This is a genomic window from Streptomyces davaonensis JCM 4913 (assembly GCF_000349325.1).
Taxonomy (GTDB): domain Bacteria; phylum Actinomycetota; class Actinomycetes; order Streptomycetales; family Streptomycetaceae; genus Streptomyces; species Streptomyces davaonensis.
This window is the reverse complement of sequence record NC_020504.1, coordinates 4,051,499-4,067,067: the sequence shown is the minus strand read 5'-3', so window position 1 is coordinate 4,067,067 and position 15,569 is coordinate 4,051,499. Positions and strand designations below refer to the sequence as shown.

The 15,569-nt window shown below is 71.0% G+C and carries 15 protein-coding genes; 10 read left to right on the top strand and 5 right to left on the bottom strand.

Annotation, left to right across the window (positions count from 1 at the left end; translation table 11 throughout):
- Positions 1 to 21 precede the first annotated feature (21 nt).
- Both sucC and sucD read left to right on the top strand, forming a co-directional pair.
- Positions 22 to 1,200 carry an ADP-forming succinate--CoA ligase subunit beta gene (sucC, locus tag BN159_RS17635; protein WP_015658362.1) on the top strand — a complete coding sequence of 393 codons (1,179 nt, stop codon included), beginning with the start codon at positions 22 to 24 and terminating at the stop codon, positions 1,198 to 1,200.
- Between the two features lie 27 nt (positions 1,201 to 1,227).
- Entirely contained in the window at positions 1,228 to 2,112 is an 885-nt protein-coding gene (gene sucD, locus BN159_RS17630) for a succinate--CoA ligase subunit alpha (protein ID WP_015658361.1), read from the top strand.
- A gap of 59 nt (positions 2,113 to 2,171) precedes the next feature.
- Here sucD and BN159_RS17625 read toward each other — a convergent pair whose 3' ends face one another.
- On the bottom strand, positions 2,172 to 3,251 hold the full coding sequence (locus BN159_RS17625; protein ID WP_015658360.1) for a helix-turn-helix domain-containing protein: 1,080 nt from the start codon (positions 3,249 to 3,251) through the stop codon (positions 2,172 to 2,174).
- A 96-nt stretch (positions 3,252 to 3,347) separates the two neighbouring features.
- Here BN159_RS17625 and BN159_RS46580 point away from each other — a divergent pair, with 96 nt between their 5' ends.
- Positions 3,348 to 4,892 carry a cell division protein PerM gene (locus BN159_RS46580; protein ID WP_041819456.1) on the top strand — a complete coding sequence of 515 codons (1,545 nt, stop codon included), beginning with the start codon at positions 3,348 to 3,350 and terminating at the stop codon, positions 4,890 to 4,892.
- 110 nt (positions 4,893 to 5,002) lie between these two features.
- Here the strand turns inward: BN159_RS46580 and BN159_RS17615 are convergent, their stop codons facing one another.
- Positions 5,003 to 5,791: a hypothetical protein gene (locus tag BN159_RS17615; protein WP_015658358.1), complete on the bottom strand. Its 789-nt coding sequence runs from the start codon at positions 5,789 to 5,791 to the stop codon at positions 5,003 to 5,005.
- Between the two features lie 295 nt (positions 5,792 to 6,086).
- Here BN159_RS17615 and purN point away from each other — a divergent pair, with 295 nt between their 5' ends.
- Positions 6,087 to 6,704 (top strand): phosphoribosylglycinamide formyltransferase, encoded by a 618-nt coding sequence (gene purN / locus BN159_RS17610; protein ID WP_015658357.1) that lies wholly within the window; start codon positions 6,087 to 6,089, stop codon positions 6,702 to 6,704.
- Positions 6,701 to 8,293: a bifunctional phosphoribosylaminoimidazolecarboxamide formyltransferase/IMP cyclohydrolase gene (gene purH / locus BN159_RS17605; protein WP_015658356.1), complete on the top strand. Its 1,593-nt coding sequence runs from the start codon at positions 6,701 to 6,703 to the stop codon at positions 8,291 to 8,293. The genes purN and purH overlap by 4 nt, the downstream gene beginning before the upstream one ends.
- A gap of 74 nt (positions 8,294 to 8,367) precedes the next feature.
- On the opposite strand, the gene BN159_RS17600 is transcribed toward purH, so the two are convergent.
- The 3 genes from BN159_RS17600 to BN159_RS17590 form a co-directional block, all read right to left on the bottom strand.
- Positions 8,368 to 8,937 (bottom strand): peptidoglycan-binding domain-containing protein, encoded by a 570-nt coding sequence (locus BN159_RS17600; RefSeq protein ID WP_051113517.1) that lies wholly within the window; start codon positions 8,935 to 8,937, stop codon positions 8,368 to 8,370.
- Between the two features lie 128 nt (positions 8,938 to 9,065).
- Positions 9,066 to 9,473: a hypothetical protein gene (locus BN159_RS17595; RefSeq protein ID WP_015658354.1), complete on the bottom strand. Its 408-nt coding sequence runs from the start codon at positions 9,471 to 9,473 to the stop codon at positions 9,066 to 9,068.
- 215 nt (positions 9,474 to 9,688) lie between these two features.
- Positions 9,689 to 10,288 carry a hypothetical protein gene (locus tag BN159_RS17590; RefSeq protein WP_015658353.1) on the bottom strand — a complete coding sequence of 200 codons (600 nt, stop codon included), beginning with the start codon at positions 10,286 to 10,288 and terminating at the stop codon, positions 9,689 to 9,691.
- A gap of 260 nt (positions 10,289 to 10,548) precedes the next feature.
- Here BN159_RS17590 and BN159_RS17585 point away from each other — a divergent pair, with 260 nt between their 5' ends.
- The 5 genes from BN159_RS17585 (at position 10,549) to BN159_RS17565 (ending at position 15,495) form a co-directional block, all read left to right on the top strand.
- Positions 10,549 to 11,403 (top strand): bifunctional methylenetetrahydrofolate dehydrogenase/methenyltetrahydrofolate cyclohydrolase, encoded by an 855-nt coding sequence (locus BN159_RS17585; RefSeq protein WP_015658352.1) that lies wholly within the window; start codon positions 10,549 to 10,551, stop codon positions 11,401 to 11,403.
- A gap of 4 nt (positions 11,404 to 11,407) precedes the next feature.
- Positions 11,408 to 11,860, top strand: coding sequence for a DUF3017 domain-containing protein (locus BN159_RS17580; RefSeq protein WP_231905621.1), 453 nt, complete (start codon positions 11,408 to 11,410; stop codon positions 11,858 to 11,860).
- 245 nt (positions 11,861 to 12,105) lie between these two features.
- Entirely contained in the window at positions 12,106 to 12,561 is a 456-nt protein-coding gene (locus BN159_RS17575; RefSeq protein WP_015658350.1) for a helix-turn-helix domain-containing protein, read from the top strand.
- 384 nt (positions 12,562 to 12,945) lie between these two features.
- Positions 12,946 to 14,184 carry a helix-turn-helix domain-containing protein gene (locus tag BN159_RS17570; protein ID WP_015658349.1) on the top strand — a complete coding sequence of 413 codons (1,239 nt, stop codon included), beginning with the start codon at positions 12,946 to 12,948 and terminating at the stop codon, positions 14,182 to 14,184.
- Between the two features lie 321 nt (positions 14,185 to 14,505).
- On the top strand, positions 14,506 to 15,495 hold the full coding sequence (locus BN159_RS17565) for a malate dehydrogenase (RefSeq protein WP_015658348.1): 990 nt from the start codon (positions 14,506 to 14,508) through the stop codon (positions 15,493 to 15,495).
- Positions 15,496 to 15,569 lie beyond the last annotated feature (74 nt).

The window sequence follows — 15,569 nt, the reverse complement described above, 5'->3', positions numbered from 1 at the left end:
CACTGATAGGGACGGAAGCGCGTGGACCTGTTCGAGTACCAGGCGAGGGACCTCTTCGCCAAGCACGATGTACCGGTGCTGGCCGGTGAAGTCATCGACACGCCTGAGGCGGCCCGCGCAGCCACTGAGCGTCTCGGTGGCAAGTCCGTCGTCAAGGCCCAGGTGAAGGTCGGCGGCCGTGGCAAGGCCGGTGGCGTGAAGCTCGCCGCCACCGCGGACGAGGCCGTCGCCCGCGCGACGGACATCCTCGGCATGGACATCAAGGGCCACACGGTCCACAAGGTGATGATCGCCGAGACGGCCCCGGAGATCCTGGAGGAGTACTACGTCTCCTTCCTCCTCGACCGTGCCAACCGCACCTTCCTCTCCATCGCCTCCGTCGAGGGCGGCATGGAGATCGAGGAGGTGGCGGCCACCCGTCCGGAGGCCGTCGCCAAGACGCCGATCGACGCGATCGACGGTGTGACCGAGGAGAAGGCCCGCGAGATCGTCGCGGCCGCGAAGTTCCCGGCCGAGGTCGCGGACAAGGTCGTGAACGTCCTCGTCACCCTGTGGGACACCTTCATCAAGTCGGACGCCCTCCTCGTCGAGGTCAACCCGCTCGCGAAGGTCGCCTCCGGTGACGTCATCGCCCTGGACGGCAAGGTGTCGCTCGACGACAACGCCGAGTTCCGTCACGACTGGGACGAGCTGCACGACAAGGCCGCGGCCAACCCGCTCGAGGCCGCCGCCAAGGAGAAGAACCTCAACTACGTCAAGCTCGACGGCGAGGTCGGCATCATCGGTAACGGTGCCGGTCTGGTCATGTCGACCCTCGACGTCGTCGCGTACGCCGGTGAGAACCACGGTGGCGTGAAGCCGGCCAACTTCCTGGACATCGGCGGTGGCGCCTCCGCCCAGGTCATGGCCAACGGTCTGGAGATCATCCTCGGCGACCCGGACGTCAAGTCCGTCTTCGTCAACGTCTTCGGTGGCATCACCGCCTGTGACGAGGTCGCCAACGGCATCGTCCAGGCCCTGAAGCTCCTCGAGGACCGTGGCGAGAACGTCACCAAGCCGCTGGTCGTCCGGCTCGACGGCAACAACGCCGAGCTCGGCCGGCAGATCCTCACCGACGCCAACCACCCGCTGGTGCAGCGCGTCGACACCATGGACGGCGCGGCCGACAAGGCCGCCGAGCTGGCCCACGCCGCAAAGTAAGCACTCAGGACGAGGACAGAACACACCATGGCTATCTGGCTCAACAAGGACAGCAAGGTCATCGTCCAGGGCATGACCGGCGCCACGGGCATGAAGCACACCAAGCTCATGCTGGGCGACGGCACCAACGTCGTGGGCGGCGTGAACCCTCGCAAGGCGGGCACGACCGTGGACTTCGACGGTACCGAGGTACCGGTCTACGGCACCGTCAAGGAGGCCATCGAGGCCACCGGCGCCAACGTCTCCGTCATCTTCGTGCCGGAGAAGTTCACCAAGGACGCGGTCGTCGAGGCCATCGACGCCGAGATCCCGCTGGCCGTCGTGATCACCGAGGGCATCGCCGTGCACGACTCGGCGTCGTTCTGGGCGTACGCCGGCAAGAAGGGCAACAAGACCCGGATCATCGGCCCGAACTGCCCCGGCATCATCACGCCGGGTCAGTCGAACGTCGGCATCATCCCGGGCGACATCACCAAGCCGGGCCGTATCGGCCTGGTCTCGAAGTCCGGCACGCTGACGTACCAGATGATGTACGAGCTGCGTGACATCGGCTTCTCGACCGCCGTCGGCATCGGTGGCGACCCGATCATCGGTACGACGCACATCGACGCGCTCGCCGCGTTCGAGGCCGACCCCGACACCGACCTGATCGTGATGATCGGTGAGATCGGTGGCGACGCCGAGGAGCGGGCCGCGGACTTCATCGCGAAGAACGTGACCAAGCCGGTCGTCGGTTACGTCGCGGGCTTCACCGCGCCCGAGGGCAAGACCATGGGCCACGCCGGCGCCATCGTCTCCGGCTCCTCCGGCACGGCCCAGGCGAAGAAGGAGGCCCTGGAGGCCGCAGGCGTCAAGGTCGGCAAGACCCCGACCGAGACGGCGAAGCTGGCGCGGGAGATTCTCTCCGCCTGAGTTTCCAGGCTGCACGTCGATGGGCCCGTTCCCCGGGTGGGGGACGGGCCCATCGGTGTTCAGCGGCTCTGTGGGACCAGTCTCTCCGGGCCGCTCGTCGTCTCCTCCCGGAGTTTCGTCCGTAGTTTCTGCTCCCTCTCCGACAGTGGCCCCGGGGCCACCCTCGGGGGGACGCCGCGGATGGTGGTGCCCGGGGCCACCGGGGGTTCGTACTGGGTGGGGGCCGTGCGCAGGGTGAGGGCGGTGGTGCCGATGAGGGCGACCGTGAAGGCGATGGCGGCGCGGGTCCAGAAGCTGGCCCGGCGCTCGCTGCCGGTGCGTACCGTCGGCGGCTTCGCGGCGCGCAGTCGTTCCGCCGAGGCCACTTCCGTGAGGCGACGGTGCAGTTCGGCCGGGTCCGACAGCTCCGGCAGGCGCGCGGCCACGGTCTCGCGCGCGTGCAGCAGCCGGTTCGCCGCCGCGGGTGTGGTCGCCTCCGTCTCGGCCGCCGTGTCCGGCAGATCGAGGCCGACCCCGTCGTAGAGCACCAGCGTCCGGCGGTGGCGCGGTGGCAGGGTGAGGAGTACGTCCATCAGGGCCCGGTCGGAGGCGTCCGCGGGCGGGGGTTCGGGGTGCCGGTAGCGGGGGCGGAACCGGTGCCAGGGGGAGAGCGCGTACTCGTGCGCCGTCGCCCGCACCCAGCCCGCCGGATCCCGGTCGACGGCCACCTCCGGCCAGCGCTGCCAGGCGAGTTGAAAGGCCCGCTCCACCGACTCCCGCGCCAGCTCCCGCCGCCCGGTGAGCAGATAGGTCTGCCGGACCAGCGCGGGCGCGCAGAACGCGTACAGCGCGTCGAAGGCCTGAGTCGGCGTCAGGGCGGCGGGGGAGGGGGCGGTCGGCGGTTCCGGATGTGGATCCGGTACGGGCGTCACCTCGTCCGTCCCGGTGTCCTGCTGATGCGCGGTCAGTTCGTTCAGCAACTTCGCGTACACCTCCCGCTTCCGGCCGCGCGGAGTCGTACGGCCGGTCTCCCACGCGCGCACCGTCTCCCGTGTCACGCCGACCCGCGCCGCGACCTGAGCCTGCGTCAACGACTGTTCCTCGCGCAGGCGTCGGCGTTCCTTGGGCGGCGGAAGCGGGGTGGAAGGGCTCTGCGTCACAGGGCGCCCCTTCGTACGAAAAGGTACATAAACGTATATTGAGCGACACAGCGGAAGTTCGCCTGTTACGACGGGAAAGCGCGTGTCGTTGGGAGCATGGCGGGCGTGATCCAGATGACCGTTCGCCGATCGCCGTTGTCGTCCTTGCTCACCCGGTTGCGCGACCGGTCGCCCGGACTGGCCGCGGGCCTCCTGGGTGGTGCGGTGGCCGCGGGTCTCGGGCTCGGGTCGTTCGCGGTACTGGTGATGGTGCTGTGGATCAGTTCGCCGTATCCGGACAGCGGGCCGGGTGGTGCGCTGCATGTGGCGGCGGGGCTGTGGCTGCTGGCGCACGGGGCCGAACTGGTCCGCACCGACACGCTGTCCGGCATCCCCGCGCCGGTGGGCGTCACCCCGCTGCTCCTGCCCGTGCTGCCGGTGTGGCTGGTGCACCGGGCGGCGCGGGACGCGATGGACGACGGCGAGGCGGCGTCCGGCCGTACGGCGTGGGCGGGTGTGGTGATCGGTTACCTCTCCGTGGGGACGGCGGCCGCGGTGTACGCGGCGGGCGGGGTGCTGCGGCCGGACTGGGTGTGGACGGGGGTGTGCGTGCCGTTGGTCGTGGTGGGGGCGGCCGGGGCGGGGGTGTGGACGGCGTACGGGCGGCCCCGGGATGCGGTGGACGAGGTGCTGATCCTGCTGCCGGCGGGCGTGCGGCGGCTGTTCGTGGGGGTGGAGGCGCGGGTCCGGCTGGACGCGGCGGCGCGGGCGGCGGGGGCGGGGGTGGCGGTGCTGTTCGGGGGTGGGGCGTTGCTGCTGGCGGTGTCGCTGGTGTGGCACGGGGGTGCGGCGCAGGGGTCGTTCCTGCGGCTCACGGAAGGGCTGTCGGGGCAGTTCGCGGTGCTGCTGCTGTGTCTGGTCCTGATGCCGAACGCGGCTCTGTGGGCGATGGCGTACTCCCTGGGTCCCGGCTTCTCCCTGGGCGCGGGCCATGCCGTGGGCCCGCTGTCCTCGTCCCCCGCCGCGCTCCTTCCGCCGTTTCCGCTGCTGGCCGCGGTGCCGGAGGCGGGGGACGGGACGCCGTTGAACTGGGCGGCGGGGGTGGTGCCGGTGGCGGCCGGGGTGACGGTGGGGTGGTTCGTGGGTCGGGCAGGCGGTGGTGGGGCCTCGGGTGAGGCGGGGGCGTGGTCGCGCGGGCGTACTGCCGGGGTGACTGTGCTGGCCTCGGCGATGTGCGCGGTGGCGGTGTCGGTGGCGGCTGCCGTGGCGGGTGGGCCGCTCGGGGTGGCGGCGCTCGCGAGCTTCGGTCCTGTGTGGTGGCAGGTGGGAGTGGCGGCGCTGGTGTGGGGCGCGGTGGTGGGCGTGCCTACGGCGGTGGGGGTGCGGGGGTGGAGGTGCCGGGCGTATCAGGTGCCGAGGATCGCGAAGCCGCGGATGGGGGAGGCGGGGGAGGAAGCCTTGAAGGGGCGGCGGCGCTGGTTCGGGCGGCGCGAGAAGCCCTCGGTGGCCGTCGGTCCGGTGGACGCGGACTTCGAGGGGTACGACTTCCTGCCTGCCGAGCCGGAGCTGGCCCCCTGGCTTGCCGACGATGCGGCGCGCGAGGCTCGCTGGGCCGCGCTGCGGGAGGCGTCGGGGGAGGGGGACGCTCCGCAGGGCCCATGATTTTCGCCCCTGCCGCCCCTACCCGTCCCATCCCTGGGGCTGCCGCCCCCAGACCCCCGCTGTCGGCCCCGAAAGGGCCTCGTCCTCAAACGCCGGACAGGCTGAATTTGTCAGCTGTCGGTACCCAGCACGCCCCGCAGCTCCTCCGGCAGGAGGTCGTTGCAGGATTGCTTGGCCTCGCTGGTGAGGGCGTCGTTGGTGCAGGTGTAGTAGTCGCTGTAGACGAGCTTTGCCGTGAAGCCTGCTGCTACCAGGGCGATCGCCAGGGATGCCGTGACGATGCCGCTCACCGCCGCCGTGGTCTGCGGGCGGCCCGAGGTTGCCGGGGCCGGGGTGTCGGGGTCGGGGGTGCGGGGCTTGGCCCTCAGGGCGCTGATGCCCCAGTACAGGGCGAGCGCGCCCAGCAGCAGGGCGACGTAGGGCCAGCTGAACAGGGCGAAGAAGAAGGCCCACATGCCGCACAGCAGGGCGTACCGCGCGCGCCGCTGGGCCGGGTCCGTCGGGTCCCAGCGCATGCCCGCGCCGGGGCCGCCACCGGTGTTCGGCCCCTGGCCCTCGGGTCCCGCACCCGGGCGCTCGCCGAAGCCTCCGGACGAGCGGCCGGGCTGGCGGTCGCTCCACTGGTTGCCCCAAGGGCTGTCGCCCTGGCCACTGCCCTGGCCGTCGCCCTCTCCCGACGCCGGGCGGCGCGGCTGCCACGGGCGGTCCGGGGTGCCCTCCGGCGGCGGGGCGAAGGGGTTGTCGTCCCTCGGCTTGTCGTCCCGCTCGTCGCCGTTGTTCCCGCCCGACGGGGCGTCCGGTGGCGAGGAGGGCCGCTCGCGCAGCAGCACGCCGTGGCGCTCCCCTCCCTGCACCGACTGCGGGGGGAGCGTGAGGAGTCGCAGGCTGCGGTCCGGCATCAAGTGAGCGTCTTCCCCTAGGTGATTACGGCTGACTATTGCTGGTGGCACCAGGTCCGTCACCCTGTGAACGCACCGCCCAAGAACGGCGTTCCCGACCTGGTCCCTCCCAGACGCTACCTTCCGGCCACGCCCCCGTCCCGTGGGGGCCGTCCGGTGTGCCGGTATCGTTGCTGACGGTCGGCCGCTTCGTAGGCTTCCCCGATCCCGGGGGCCCGAAGCATTCGTACGAACATACAAGCGGCGTACGTGCCCCGGCCGCCGTACCGACGCACCCCCGAGAAAGGCCCCCGCTGTGGCTGCCAAGCGCCTAGTCGTGCTGGTCTCCGGATCCGGCACCAACCTCCAGGCGCTGCTCGACGCCATCGCCGAGACCGGCACCGAGGGCTACGGCGCCGAGATCGTCGCCGTCGGCGCCGACCGCGACGGCATCGAGGGGCTGGCCCGCGCCGAGCGCGCCGGGATCCCGACCTTCGTACGAAAGGTCAAGGAGTACGAGAGCCGGGAGGCGTGGGATGCCGCGCTCGCCGAGGCCGTCGCCGCGCACGAGCCCGACCTCGTCGTCTCCGCCGGGTTCATGAAGATCGTCGGCAAGGAATTCCTCGCGCGCTTCGGCGGGCGGTTCGTCAACACGCACCCCGCCCTGCTGCCCAGTTTTCCCGGCGCCCACGGCGTCCGCGACGCGCTCGCGTACGGAGCCAGGGTCACCGGCTGCACCGTCCACTTCGTCGACGACGGCGTCGACACCGGACCGATCATCGCCCAGGGCGTGGTCGAGGTCCGGGACGAGGACGACGAGAGCGCTCTGCACGAGCGCATCAAGGAAGTCGAGCGCAGGCTGCTCGTCGAGGTCGTGGGGCGGCTCGCCCGCAACGGCTATCGCATTGAGGGACGAAAGGTAGTTATCCAGTGACCGCCGAGAGCAACACGCGGCCCATCCGTCGCGCACTGGTCAGTGTCTACGACAAGACCGGTCTTGAGGAGTTCGCGCGCGGGCTGCACGAGGCCGGCGTCGAGCTGGTGTCCACCGGCTCCACGGCCGGCCGGATCGCCGCCGCCGGCGTCCCCGTCACCAAGGTCGAGGAGCTGACCGGCTTCCCCGAGTGCCTGGACGGCCGGGTCAAGACCCTGCACCCGAAGGTGCACGCGGGCATCCTCGCCGACCTGCGCCTGGACAGCCACCGCGAGCAGCTCGCCGAGCTGGGCGTGGAGCCGTTCGACCTTGTCGTCGTCAACCTCTACCCCTTCCGTGAGACCGTCGCCTCCGGCGCGTCCCCCGACGAGTGCGTCGAGCAGATCGACATCGGCGGCCCGTCGATGGTCCGCGCCGCCGCCAAGAACCACCCGTCCGTGCTGGTCGTCACCGACCCGGCCGCTTACGCCGCGGTCCTCCTGGCGCTCAAGGAGAACGGCGGCACCACCCTGGAGCTGCGCAAGCGCTTCGCCTCGCTGGCCTTCCAGCACACGGCGGCCTACGACGTGGCGGTCGCCTCCTGGTTCGCCTCCGAGTACGCCGCCGTCGGCGCTGCGGCTGATAGCGGCTCCGCCGCGGGTCAGTTCCCCGAATTCCTCGGCGCCACCTGGGAGCGCGAGAGCACGCTGCGCTACGGCGAGAACCCGCACCAGCCCGCCGCGCTGTACGTGGACGGCAACGGCGGCGGTCTGGCCAAGGCCGAGCAGCTGCACGGCAAGGAGATGTCGTACAACAACTACACGGACACGGACGCCGCGCGCCGTGCCGCGTACGACCACGACGAGCCGGCCGTCGCGATCATCAAGCACGCCAACCCGTGCGGTATCGCGATCGGCGCGGACGTGGCCGAGGCGCACCGCAAGGCGCACGCCTGTGACCCGCTGTCGGCGTTCGGCGGCGTGATCGCCGTCAACCGTCCGGTCAGCAAGGAGATGGCGGAGCAGGTCGCGGAGATCTTCACCGAGGTCATCGTCGCGCCGGACTACGAGGAGGGGGCCCTGGAGGCCCTCGCCAAGAAGAAGAACATCCGCGTGCTGCGCTGCCCCGAGGCCCCGGCGAACCCGGTCGAGGTCAAGGCGATCGACGGCGGTGCCCTCCTCCAGGTCACCGACCGCCTCCAGGCCGACGGCGACGACCCGGCGAACTGGACCCTGGCCACCGGCGAGGCGCTCAGCCCCGAGGAGCTGCGCGAGCTGGCCTTCGCCTGGAAGGCGTGCCGCGCGGTGAAGTCCAACGCCATCCTCCTCGCCAAGGACGGCGCCTCGGTCGGCGTCGGCATGGGCCAGGTCAACCGCGTCGACTCCGCCAAGCTGGCGGTGGAGCGGGCGGGCGCCGAACGCGCCCAGGACGCCTACGCCGCGTCCGACGCCTTCTTCCCCTTCCCCGACGGCCTGGAGATCCTCACCTCCGCGGGCGTCAAGGCCGTGGTCCAGCCCGGCGGTTCGGTCCGCGACGAGCAGGTCGTCGAGGCCGCGAAGAAGGCGGGCGTGACGATGTACTTCACGGGGACTCGGCACTTCTTCCACTGACCCCCGCCAGGTGTACGAAAGTTCGGGCCGGCCCTATTCAGGGCCGGCCCGAACCGCGTGATGCAGGGCGGGCGTCAGCTGCAACCGCTGTTGGACTTGTACGTCGCGTAGTGCCACACGTTCTTGTGGTAGAAGCGGTACTTGCCGTCCCCCGTACGGAAGATGTCGAAGTAGTACCGCGAACCGTGGTACCGGATCTTGTACTTGGTGGCGTTGGTCGTGCCGGTGCTGCGGTACTCCAGCTCGCCCGCGCGGGTGGAGGAGTTCCACTTGTCGTCGGCCGCGCCGAAGGTCTTGTTGCCGACCTTGCCGTCCTGCGTCAGACCCCAGGCCTTCTGGAGCTGCTTGGTGGCGTACGCGGTGTTCGAGCCGAACTTGCCGTCGATGTCGGCGTAGTCGAACTGCGTGCCGTTGCTCTCCTTGACGCCCTCGGCGTACAGGATGATCTGCCACAGGCAGGTCGCGTTGGTGTCCTTGTACGACGCCGTCGACAGGGTGCCCTCGTCGGCGAAGTCGTCGTAGAACGAACCGCCACCGCTGATATAGCCGTTGGACGCGGACGCCGAGGCCGGCGACGCGCTCACCGCGAGCGTGCCGGCGACGGCGGCGCTGATCGCGGCGGTGGCCAGGCGGGTGCGGGTCATGCGAAATGTCATGCGGGTCCTTCCCCCGTGGAAGAGATGTTCGAAGTGGCTGTTGCCGTGATCATGATGACGGAGGGCAGTGGATCAAGGGAAGTTGCATGTGTAACGGGACTGCCGCAAAACCGTCTTCAGCCCGCACCCGCCGCACACGACGCCATCACGAGGTACGCGGCCACCCAGACCCCCACGACCACGAGGTCCTCGCGGCCGTACGCCGGAGCCGTCATGTACTCCAGGTTCTCCGCGAAGCCCGGATCCCCCGGGTCGTAGGCGATCCGCAGCTCCTCGCCGACCTGCGGAACGTGCTCCCGGGTCCGGACGACGACGCGGTACTCCCCCCGGTGCGGCTCGACTCGGAAGCCGCAGCGGATCCGCATCGGGCCGTCCGGGTCGGCCGGGTTCAGGTGCTCCCGGCAGATTGCGGTGGCGACCCGGCCGTGCTTGCGCAGCCGCCGTTCGCGTCGTGACCGCGGGGTCGCGAGCAGGGCGGAGAGCGCGGCGAGGACCGCGCAGACGATGGTCAGTTTCAGCAGCACGGGCGGCCCTCCGTCCAGCGGTTGCCGACGCCCCGGTCCCGGCGCCGACGCCGACGCAAACCGTTCAGGGAGCGACGCGCCGCTGCCCTCAACTGTCGCCCGGCAGAGGCCGATTCGGCGACCCTTTTGCGGCGGCACGCAAAAGCAACGCGCGAGGGCCGCGCCCACCTCGTTCGGGTGGGACACGGCCCTCGGACAGAACTGGTGCGAGGCGCTCAGAACCGCGGCCGGTTGAACCACTCCGCGCTGGCCCGCTTCGCCGCGAAGATGATCAGCAGGATCGCCACGGCGATGATGAGCAGGCCGATGCCCCACGCGGCGATCATGAAGATGCCGGTGATGATCGCGAACGAGCCGTAGACGATGGAGCAGACCCGGACGCCGTTGCCGCCCTTGGCGTACTGGACCACCAGCGCGAGGCCGAGCAGCGCGAAGACCGTGGCGAGGCCGATGAAGAAGACCAGGATGCCCTTGCCGAGGTCGGCGATCGCCTCGGCCTGCGAGTTGTTGGACAGGTCGGCCTCGGCCAGCAGCTCGTCCCACTGGGTCAGGCTGTAGCCGTACAGCGCCGCGATGACCGCGTGCGCCAGCACGATGACACCGAGCATGATCTGCGCGGCGCGGGTGATGCCGGGCATCTGGACCGGACCGGCCGGCGGGTAGCCGTAGCCCTGCATCTGCGGGGCCGCGGGATAGGCGCCGTAGCCCTGCTGCGGGACTCCGGGCGGGGCCTGCTGCGGGTAGCCGTAACCGGGCGCGGGGGGCTGCTGCTGGGGCGGGGGCCCGTAGGGGCTGTTCGGGTCGCCGAAACTCATGGCGATGTTCCTCCGTGTGAACCGATGTGTGGGGACGACGAGCGGCACGGTTCGGAGGAAGGTTCAACAGATGCGGTTCGTCCCCCCGGTACTGCCCGCGGCACTGTGCCGCAATCGTTCTTCAGTGGCCGGTTCGTTGTCCAGCCGCAATCCGTATGTGTTGTGCAAGTGCAACCTCGCTGATCATGAGGGCACCCCGGTGGCGGATGTGCCGGGCCCCGGATTGGAACCGGGACCCCGTCATCCGGGAGGATGGGGTCATGACCGCCCAGATTCTCGATGGCAAGGCCACCGCAGCCGCGATCAAGTCCGACCTGACCGCCCGGGTGGCGGCGCTGAAGGAGAAGGGCGTCACGCCCGGCCTCGGCACGATCCTGGTCGGGGACGACCCCGGCAGCCAGAAGTACGTCGCCGGAAAGCACCGCGACTGCGCCGAGGTCGGCATCGCCTCCATCCAGCGCGAGCTGCCCGGCACCGCGACCCAGGAGGAGATCGAGGCGGTCGTACGGGAGCTGAACGAGGACCCGGCCTGCACCGGCTACATCGTCCAACTGCCGCTCCCCAAGGGCATCGACGAGAACCGCATCCTCGAACTGATGGACCCCGGGAAGGACGCCGACGGTCTGCACCCGATGAACCTCGGTCGGCTCGTCCTCAACGAGCCCGCCCCGCTGCCCTGCACCCCCAACGGCGTGCTGACCCTGCTGCGCCGCTACGGCGTGGAGATCAAGGGCGCGGAGGTCGTGGTCGTCGGTCGTGGTGTGACCATCGGCCGTCCCATGCCGCTCCTGCTGACCCGGCGCAGCGAGAACGCCACCGTGACCCAGTGCCACACCGGCACCCGTGACCTGTCCGCGCACCTCAAGCGCGCCGACATCATCGTCGCGGCCGCCGGTTCGGCCCACCTCGTCCGCCCCGAGGACGTCAAGCCGGGCGCGGCCGTGCTCGACGTCGGTGTCTCGCGCAGCGCCGAGGGCAAGATCGTGGGCGATGTCCACCCGGACGTCGCCGAGGTGGCCGGCTTCATCTCCCCGAACCCCGGCGGTGTCGGCCCGATGACCCGGGCCCAGCTGCTGGTCAACGTGGTCGAGGCGGCGGAGCGCAGTGTCGACTGAGCCGGTGGGGGACGAGCCTGAGGTGCGGGACGCGGTCAGCGCGCCCGACGCCGAGGGTCGCCCGCGCCGTACGACCCGCCGCTTCCCGCTGTTCACCAGGGACACCGCGCGCCCCGAGGGCGGCGGCAGGGCGGCACCCGGCGATGCCCCGGCGCCCGCCCGCCAGTGGCCCATCCTGCTGGTGACCGGACTGGTCGCCATCGGCCTGCTGGTGACCGCCCTGGACGCCTTCCGCGCCGGGACCCTGCTGATCGGTGCCGCCCTGCTCTGCGGCGGCCTGCTGCGCTGGATACTGCCCGGCGTCGGCATGCTCGCGGTCCGCTCCCGCTTCACGGACATCGTCACGTACGGGGTGCTGGGCACCGCGATCGTGCTGCTCGCCCTGATGGTGCAGCCGAACCCGTTGCTGGAGATCCCGTTCCTGAAGGACACCCTGCACTTCACGGTCAGCAACTAGCCCTCGTACATACGCGCAGCGGCGGTCCGTCCTCTCCCCCGAGCAAGGACGGGCCGCCGCCGCGCATTCACCCTCCCGCGCCGGGAAGCCCCGGTTCAACGGCTGTCAGGGCGCTGTGGCACAGCGGTGACCGTTCCGCCACGGTGTCCGGTGCCTGCCACAGGGCACGGTTTCGCGGAACCGATCACCGTCCGTCGTCGTCACTCGATCGGGGCGGGGAACGTGACGCGCCGTGGAGGTGAGCGATGGGCGCCTGGCAGCCGCTGCCGGACGATCTGCCGCCGGAGGTGCGGCACTTCGTGACGCAACTGCGGCTCCTGAAGGACCGCACGGGCCTCAGTCTGGTCGCGCTGGGCGCGCGCACCGCGTACAGCAAGTCCTCCTGGCAGCGCTATCTGAACGCGGTCCAGCCACCGCCGCGCCAGGCGGTCGAGGCGCTGTGCCGGGTGGCGGGGGAGGCCCGGGAGGACGCCGAGCGGTTCGCGGTGCGGTGGGAGCTGGCCGTACAGGCGTGGCCGCGCCCGGCGCCGCCCAAGGGGGCCTCGGACGGCTCGGACGCGCAGGCGTACGAGGACGATCCGACGCTGCCGTGGTGGGACACGCCGCCGGAGGAGCCGTCGCGGCGGCTGCTCCGGGTGGCCCTGGGACTGGCGGTGACGCTGGTGCTGGCGGTGGTGATCGGGGCTTTCGTACTGGGCTGAGAGGGCAGCGAGTTGTGTGCTGTCCGTGACGGGATATGTGCGTTCTGTGTGTCGATGTGTTGACAAGTTTGCGGATTTGGAAGGAAGTCGTTCGACAGTCGGGCTAGCCTGGCCAATCGGGACGGTCCGGGACGTCCCGAACGGCTGTCAGCGGTGTCACCGGGGGGAGACAGGCCGCAGGGGAACGGGCGGTGGAAGACTGGACCGCGGCCCGGTGGGCGTGCGACGGTGCATGCCCACGGCCCCCATGCTCCCGTGCGCCCCCACCCCGGGAACTGAGATCCTGACCGAGCGCATCCCTGTGGGTAGCCACATCGGGGACTCGGCAGAGGGCACGCGCGCGGGGGAACAGACAGCACGACCGGGGGGAAGAGGGGGGAAGCAATGCCTCGTTGGCGGGACTTGCCGGATGAATTGGATCCGCAGGTCAGGGAGTTCGCGAGCCAGTTGCGCCGGCTTGTGGACCGCAGTGGTCTGAGCGTCGCGGCGGTGGCCGACCGGACGGGTTACAGCAAGACGTCCTGGGAGCGGTATCTGAACGGGCGGCTGCTGGCGCCGAAGGGTGCCATCGTCGCGCTGGCGGAGGTCACCGGGACCAATCCGGTCCATCTCACGACGATGTGGGAGCTGGCCGAGCGGGCGTGGAGCCGTTCGGAGATGCGGCACGACATGACGATGGAGGCGATCCGGATCTCCCAGGCGCGGGCCGCGCTCGGGGAGTTCGGCGCGCCTCCGGCGAACGCCAAGGGCAGCAGGACGGCCCGCAGGAGCGGCAGCGCGACGGCGACGCCGGGAGTGGCGGGACCGGCGGGCGTGGCACCCACGGTGCCGCCCCGGTCGACGGCGCCCGCGGCGGGCCGCGGCGACCGGGACGCCGGTGCGATGCGCGATGCGGCTCCGGTGCGGGACGCGGCGGAGGAGGCCGCTGCCTCGTCGTCCTCGTCGGGGTCGTCCGGCGCCAACTCGTGGGGACTCCAGGGCTATCGAGGCCCGTCCGCGGCGAGCGGCACGGGCGGCGCGGGCGGTACGGGCGGCTCCGGCGGTACGGCACCGGCGACGCCCCCCACTCCGTCGTACGCCGAACCTCCGCGGGCGCCGCGGCACTCCGGCCCGCCTCCGGGCGGCGGCGGGGGCAAGCGCCGGCTGACGATGTTCCTGGCCGGGGTCGTGGGGGTGCTGGTCGTCGTGGCGGCCGTGTTCTACCTGACCGACCCGAGCGGCAAGAAGAAGGACGAGGGCGGCGACGCCTCCCCGTCCCCGACGGTCACCAAGGACGTCGACCTGCCGCCGGGCGTCAAGTGCAGCGGAGCCTCCTGCACGGGCAAGGACGCCGAGAGCATGGGATGCAGCGGCGACCTGGTGACCACCGCACAGACGGCGACGGTGGGCACCACGGTCGTCGAGGTCCGCTACAGCGAGACCTGTGGCGCGGCCTGGGGCCGCATCACCCAGGGCACCCAGGGCGACAAGGTCAGCGTGACGGCCGGCAAGTCGAAGCAGACCGGCGGCATCACCCTCGCCGAGGACACCATCGCCTACACCCCGATGGTCGCGGTGAAGGACGCGGGCGACGCGACGGCCTGTGTGACCCTGGCGGCGGGGCAGGAAGGCTGCACGCAGTAGGCCGTAACAAGTTCAGGGGCGCAGGAATACTCCGCTCCATCGGGGGCACGCGCCCCGTACCCCCACGGGAGTCCGGCAGTCCGGTACCCCCACCGGCGGTCGTACCGGTCCAACCTCTCCCGGACCGGGCGGCCGCCTCTTTCAGTTGCTGGGGGTTGCCCATTCGAGGTGCTGTGGGGTGGGCCACACCGACCCGGACGTCGGGGATCACGCGGGCGCGATAGCCTGACCGCTGGATCTCTTGATACCAAGAGATCGATCATCTGTACGTCCGTACCGGGGCAGTGCCGCCCCACCGCCAGCTGTCATACGGAGAACGCCATGACCCGCACTCCCGTGAACGTCACCGTCACCGGCGCGGCCGGCCAGATCGGTTACGCCCTGCTCTTCCGCATCGCCTCCGGCCAGCTGCTCGGCGCGGACGTGCCGGTCAAGCTGCGCCTGCTGGAGATCACCCCGGCGCTGAAGGCCGCCGAGGGCACGGCCATGGAGCTGGACGACTGCGCGTTCCCGCTTCTCCAGGGCATCGAGATCAGCGACGACCCGAACGTCGCCTTCGACGGCGCCAATGTCGCGCTGCTCGTCGGCGCCCGCCCCCGCACCAAGGGCATGGAGCGCGGTGACCTCCTGGAGGCCAACGGCGGCATCTTCAAGCCGCAGGGCAAGGCCATCAACGACCACGCCGCGGACGACATCAAGGTCCTCGTCGTCGGCAACCCGGCCAACACCAACGCCCTGATCGCCCAGGCGTCCGCCCCGGACGTACCGGCCGAGCGCTTCACCGCGATGACCCGTCTGGACCACAACCGCGCGCTGACCCAGCTCGCGAAGAAGACGGGCTCCACGGTCGCCGACATCAAGCGCCTGACCATCTGGGGCAACCACTCCGCCACCCAGTACCCGGACATCTTCCACGCCACCATCGCCGGCAAGAACGCCGCCGAGGTCGTGAGCGACGAGAAGTGGCTGGCCGACGACTTCATCCCGACCGTCGCCAAGCGCGGTGCGGCGATCATCGAGGCCCGTGGCGCCTCCTCCGCCGCCTCGGCCGCCAACGCCGCCATCGACCACGTCCACACCTGGGTCAACGGCACCGCCGACGGCGACTGGGTCTCCATGGGCATCCCGTCGGACGGCTCCTACGGCGTCCCGGAGGGCCTGATCTCCTCCTTCCCCGTCACCACCAAGGACGGCAAGTACGAGATCGTCCAGGGCCTGGAGATCAACGACTTCTCCCGCGCCCGGATCGATGCCTCCGTCGCCGAGCTGGCGGAGGAGCGGGACGCGGTCCGCGCCCTCGGCCTCATCTGAGCCCCGGCTCCCTCAGCGCAGCCCGCACAGGCCCCGTACCGGTTTCGTCCGGAACGGGGCCTGTGGCCTGTTCT

Coding starts and splice junctions, on each gene's coding strand:
- sucD (WP_015658361.1), top strand. CDS start 1,228: ATGGCTATCTGGCTCAACAAGGACAGCAAGGTCATCGTCCAGGGCATG.
- BN159_RS17575 (WP_015658350.1), top strand. CDS start 12,106: ATGGGCGCCTGGCAGCCGCTGCCGGACGATCTGCCGCCGGAGGTGCGG.
- BN159_RS46580 (WP_041819456.1), top strand. CDS start 3,348: ATGGCGGGCGTGATCCAGATGACCGTTCGCCGATCGCCGTTGTCGTCC.
- BN159_RS17600 (WP_051113517.1), bottom strand. CDS start 8,937: ATGACCCGCACCCGCCTGGCCACCGCCGCGATCAGCGCCGCCGTCGCC.
- BN159_RS17585 (WP_015658352.1), top strand. CDS start 10,549: ATGACCGCCCAGATTCTCGATGGCAAGGCCACCGCAGCCGCGATCAAG.
- BN159_RS17615 (WP_015658358.1), bottom strand. CDS start 5,791: ATGCCGGACCGCAGCCTGCGACTCCTCACGCTCCCCCCGCAGTCGGTG.
- BN159_RS17570 (WP_015658349.1), top strand. CDS start 12,946: ATGCCTCGTTGGCGGGACTTGCCGGATGAATTGGATCCGCAGGTCAGG.
- BN159_RS17565 (WP_015658348.1), top strand. CDS start 14,506: ATGACCCGCACTCCCGTGAACGTCACCGTCACCGGCGCGGCCGGCCAG.
- BN159_RS17590 (WP_015658353.1), bottom strand. CDS start 10,288: ATGAGTTTCGGCGACCCGAACAGCCCCTACGGGCCCCCGCCCCAGCAG.